Annotated in this window: 3 protein-coding genes and 1 riboswitch; of the genes, 2 read left to right on the top strand and 1 reads right to left on the bottom strand. The window is 65.8% G+C overall.

All coding sequences use genetic code 11. The features are described 5' to 3' along the window. A partial coding sequence (locus MOV74_RS31190; RefSeq protein ID WP_246930747.1) for a heparinase II/III family protein occupies positions 1-1363 on the top strand: 1363 nt, incomplete at its 5' end. 58 nt (positions 1364-1421) lie between these two features. Beyond that, a riboswitch (ZMP/ZTP riboswitch) is annotated at positions 1422-1503 on the top strand. Positions 1504-1527: 24 nt separating this feature from the next. Continuing rightward, positions 1528-3120 carry a bifunctional phosphoribosylaminoimidazolecarboxamide formyltransferase/IMP cyclohydrolase gene (gene purH, locus MOV74_RS31185; RefSeq protein ID WP_246930745.1) on the top strand — a complete coding sequence of 531 codons (1593 nt, stop codon included), beginning with the start codon at positions 1528-1530 and terminating at the stop codon, positions 3118-3120. 157 nt (positions 3121-3277) lie between these two features. Here the strand turns inward: purH and MOV74_RS31180 are convergent, their stop codons facing one another. Beyond that, positions 3278-4663 carry an MFS transporter gene (locus MOV74_RS31180; protein ID WP_246930743.1) on the bottom strand — a complete coding sequence of 462 codons (1386 nt, stop codon included), beginning with the start codon at positions 4661-4663 and terminating at the stop codon, positions 3278-3280. Between the last annotated feature and the right edge of the window lie 237 nt (positions 4664-4900).

Below are 4900 nucleotides of genomic sequence, written 5' to 3'. Positions count from 1 at the left end.
GGTCGCGCGCCGCGCCGACGTGCTGGCCCGGCGCGTGATCTCGCTGCTGTCGCAGGCGCCGCTGGTGCTCAACGAGACCGACAACAAATTCTACCGCCGCTATCTGCGCGCCTTGGCCCGCGAGATCCGCTTCCTGCGCTACACCATGGTCAACATTCCGGACGGGGTGCCGAAACTCCAGGTGCTGATCGCGCTGTGCTATGCGGCCCTGTGCCTCGCCAACCAGGCCAGCCACATCCGCAACGCCTCGAAAAGACTCTCCGACGAATTGCAGCGGCAGATCCTGCCCGACGGCGGACATATCTCACGCAACCCGGGCGCGCTGATCGAACTCTTGATCGACCTGCTGCCGCTGCGGCAGACCTTTGCCGCGCGCAACATCGCGCCGCCGCCGGCACTGCTCAACGCGATCGACCGCATGATGCCGATGCTGCGTTTCTTCCGGCATGGCGACGGAAATTTCGCGCTGTTCAACGGCATGAGCGCGACATCTTCGGACCTGCTCGCGACGCTGCTCGCCTATGACGACACCCACGGCGTGCCGATGGCGAACATGCCGCATACCGGTTTTCAGCGCCTCGATGCCGGCCAGACCACTTTGATCATCGACACCGGTCCGCCGCCGCCCGCCGGCGTCAGTCACGACGCCCATGCCGGCTGTCTGTCGTTCGAACTGTCCTCCGGGATCAGCCGCATCGTCACCAATTGCGGCATGCCGACCACGGGCCGCGACAATTGGCGGCCGTTCGCACGCGGCACGGCGGCGCATTCGACGCTAACCTATCACAACGCCTCGTCATGCCAGTTCGTGGAGATGTCGGCGATGAAGCGGCTCCTGCACGGCTCGCCCGTCACCAGCGGGCCCGTCGAGGTGGAGAGCTATCGCGAGATCGTGCAGAACGGCACGCTGCTCACGACCTCGCATGACGGCTATCTCGGCAAATTCGGCGCGATCCATCGCCGGGTGCTGATGATCGCCAATGACGGCGCGCGCATCGACGGCGAGGATACGCTGTCGCCGCCGCAGGGCGGACGCTTCAAGGGCGCGGACGCCGATTTCGCGCTGCGCTTCCATCTGCATCCGGCGGTGAAGGCGAGCCGGCTGTCGGATGCGCGCGGCGTCATGCTGGTGCTGCCGAACCGCGACGTCTGGACCTTCGAGGCGCTCGACGACAAGGTCGACCTCGAGGACAGCGTGTTCCTGGCCGGCAATGACGGCCCGCGCCGCACCGCCCAGATCGTGATCCGGCAGGACGCGCGGCAGGCACCCTCGATCCGCTGGAGCTTCATCCGCTCCACGGCGTCGCCGACCGTCACCAATGCCCGCCGCAACGCCCGGCGTGAACCGGAACTTCCGCTGTAAACGCGCGGATTCAGCCTCATCTGAACGTTGTGAAGCACGCCGAAAACTGCTATCGAGCCCTCGCTCGCGCGACTGGCGACCTTGGATGGAGCACCATCGGGAAGCGCGGGACATAGACGCCGCGCGCCTGGGCATAGACACTCCCTGAACAGAGGATCTTGCTCATGACTGACCATCCCCGCCGCGTCACCCGCGCTCTTCTCTCCGTCTCCGACAAGACCGGCCTGATCGAGTTTGCCAAGGCGCTTGCCGCGCACGACGTCGAGCTGGTCTCGACGGGCGGCACCGCGAAAGCGATCGCCGCGGCCGGTCTCAAGGTGAAGGACGTCTCCGACCTGACCGGCTTCCCCGAGATGATGGACGGCCGCGTCAAGACGCTGCATCCGAAGGTGCATGGCGGCCTGCTCGCGATCCGCGACAACAAGGAGCACGCGGAGGCAATGAAGGCGCACGGCATCGCGCCGATCGATCTGCTCGTCGTCAATCTCTATCCGTTCGAGGCGACCGTCGACAAAGGCGCCGGCTTCGAGGATTGCATCGAGAATATCGACATCGGCGGCCCCGCGATGATCCGCGCTGCGGCCAAGAACCATGACGACGTCGCGGTCGTGGTCGAGGCCGAGGACTACAAGGCCGTGCTCGACGAGCTCGCCGCCAACAACGGCGCGACCACCCTGAAGCTGCGCCGGCGGCTTGCGGCAAAGGCCTATGCGCGCACCGGCGCTTACGATGCCGCGATCTCGAACTGGTTCAACCGCCAGCTCGAGATCGACGCGCCCGACTTCCGCGCCTTCGGCGGCCGCCTGATCCAGTCGCTCCGTTATGGCGAGAACCCGCACCAGACCGCGGCGTTCTATGCGACGCCCGACAAGCGCCCGGGCGTGTCGACCGCGCGCCAGCTCCAGGGCAAGGAGCTCTCCTATAACAACATCAACGACACCGACGCGGCCTATGAATGCATCGGCGAGTTCGACGCCAAGCGCACCGCGGCCTGCGTCATCGTCAAACACGCCAATCCCTGCGGCGTGGCGGAAGGCTCCGACCTCGTCAGCGCCTATCGCAAGGCGCTGGCCTGCGATTCCACCTCGGCGTTCGGCGGCATCATCGCAATGAACCGTGCGCTCGACGCCGATACCGCGCGCGAGATCACAAAAATCTTCACCGAGGTGATCATCGCGCCCGACGCCAGCGAGGAAGCGATCGCCATCATCGGCGCGCGCAAGAACCTCCGCCTGCTGCTCGCCGGCAGCCTGCCCGACCCGCGCGCGCCGGGTCTCACCGCCAAGACGGTTGCCGGCGGCCTGCTGGTGCAGAGCCGCGACAATGCTGTGGTCGACGACATGACCTTCAAGGTCGTGACCAAGCGTGCACCAACTGACGGCGAGATGCGCGACCTGAAGTTTGCATTCCGCGTGGCAAAGCACGTCAAGTCCAACACCATCATCTACGCTAGGGATCTCGCCACCGTCGGCATCGGCGCGGGCCAGATGAGCCGGGTGGATTCAGCGCGGATCGCGGCGCGAAAAGCCCAGGATGCGGCGAACGAGCTGAAGCTCGCCGAACCGCTCACCAAGGGCTCGGTGGTGGCCTCGGATGCGTTCTTCCCGTTCGCCGACGGCATGCTCGCCTGCATCGAGGCCGGCGCCACCGCCGTGGTGCAGCCCGGCGGCTCCATGCGCGACGACGAGGTGATCAAGGCGGCCGACGAGCACGGCATCGCCATGGTGTTCACGGGCACCCGGCACTTCAGGCACTGAGCCGATCGGCGTAACGGCTGCAGAGCGACGACGATCCCACCGACCGCGTCATTGCGAGCGAAGCGAAGCAATCCAGAATCTTTCCGCAAAAGAAGTCTGGATTGCTTCGTCGCTTTCGCTCCTCGCAATGACGAGCGGTGAAACAGGGTCGTGCGGGTTAATCCCGCACCCGCATCAACAGCGCCAATCCCGTGACGAAGAACACCACCAGCACGGCCATGCCGGCCTTCTGGCTTGCGGTCACCGCCGTGATCACGCCGATCAGAAGCGGTCCGATGAAGGACGTCACCTTCCCGGTCAGTGCGAACAGGCCGAAATACTGGGCGATGCGGTCTTTCGGTGCGAGGCGGATCAGCAGCGTGCGTGAGGCCGCCTGGAGTGGACCACCGGCCGCGCCGATGAGGCAGCCCAGCACCAGATAGGCGCGCTCCGCGGCGCTCGAGAACAAGGGAGCGCCTGATTGCGGCGGCGCGACCTTGACGAACAACACGCTGTCCTTGTCGACCAGTAGGATTGCCGCCACCGACAGCAACAGGACCAGCAGGCTGCCGGCAATGACGCGCTTCGGCCCGAGACGATCATCCAACTTGCCGCCAAGCCAGGCGCCCAATGCGCCGGCGATCGCGAGCATGATGCCGAAGGTGCCGATCTGAATCGTGTGCCAGCCGAAGGTGCCCGCGGCATAGATGCCGCCGAAGGCGAACAGCGACACCAGGCCGTCGGTGTAGATCATGTTGGCGAGCAGGAAGGCCGCGAGCGACTGCTGCTTCGGCAGGCTCTTGATCGACTGCTTCAGCTCCCACAGTCCTTCGTGCAACGCCTCGCGCAGCGGGCGCTTCGCCGGATAGTCAGGCGTGAACAGGAACAGCGGCGTCACGAAGATCACGAACCACAGTCCGGTCAGCGGCCCGACGATGCGATCGCCCTGATGGCTGACCGGATCGAGCCCAAACAGCGGCGAAAGACCGAGCAATGTGCGGCCGGTCTCGGGATTGGCGGCGAGGAGGCCGAGTACGATGATCAGGCTGACGATGCCGCCGACATAGCCGGTCGCCCAGCCGGTGCCGGAAAGCCGACCGATCCGCTCCGGCGGCACCAGCGTCGGCATCATCGCATTGTTGAAGAGCGTGCCGAATTCCGCGCCGACACTGGCGAGCGCCACCGCGGTGAGCAGCGGCGGAATGACCGAGGGATCGCCGGGCTTGCCGATCCAAAGCGTGCAGGACGCCAGCACCAGCACCGCGCCGAACCCTGCGATCCAGGGCTTCCTGCGGCCGGACGCATCGGCGATGGCCCCAAGCACGGGCGACAGCAGCGCGATGGCGAGACCCGCAGCCGCCATCGCAAATCCCCACAATGATTGGCCGGTGGCGGGATTCGGCGCGATGCTGGTGGCGAAATAGGGCGCAAACACGAAGGTCGTGATCAGCGTGAAATAGGGCTGCGCAGCCCAGTCGAAGAAGATCCAGCTGACGACGGCGGCGCGCGGCGGATAGGTCCGCGGTACGCCGGCCATGCGCGCATCGGGGGCGATCGTCGTCATCACGCAGTCCTCATCACGAACAGTTTTGCCTGTCTTGGGGCAAACCGTATAGCATTGCCGTGACGGGTGTGAACTGGCCCGAGGGCACGACGGAAATTTTGATGATGTCCTCATATTCGACACGACGGACATTTTTGGCCGCCATTGCCACGCTGGCGCTGGGCCTTGTGCCCGCGACGGCACAGGATGCGCGGCAGGGCTATGTCCCGCCCGCCCGCGACCACGTGCGCGCCGTCG

This window comes from Bradyrhizobium sp. SHOUNA76 (genome assembly GCF_023006445.1).
In the GTDB taxonomy this organism is placed as follows: domain Bacteria; phylum Pseudomonadota; class Alphaproteobacteria; order Rhizobiales; family Xanthobacteraceae; genus Bradyrhizobium.
Note: the sequence above shows the minus strand (reverse complement) of the source record. Positions and strands in the feature narration are given on the sequence as shown.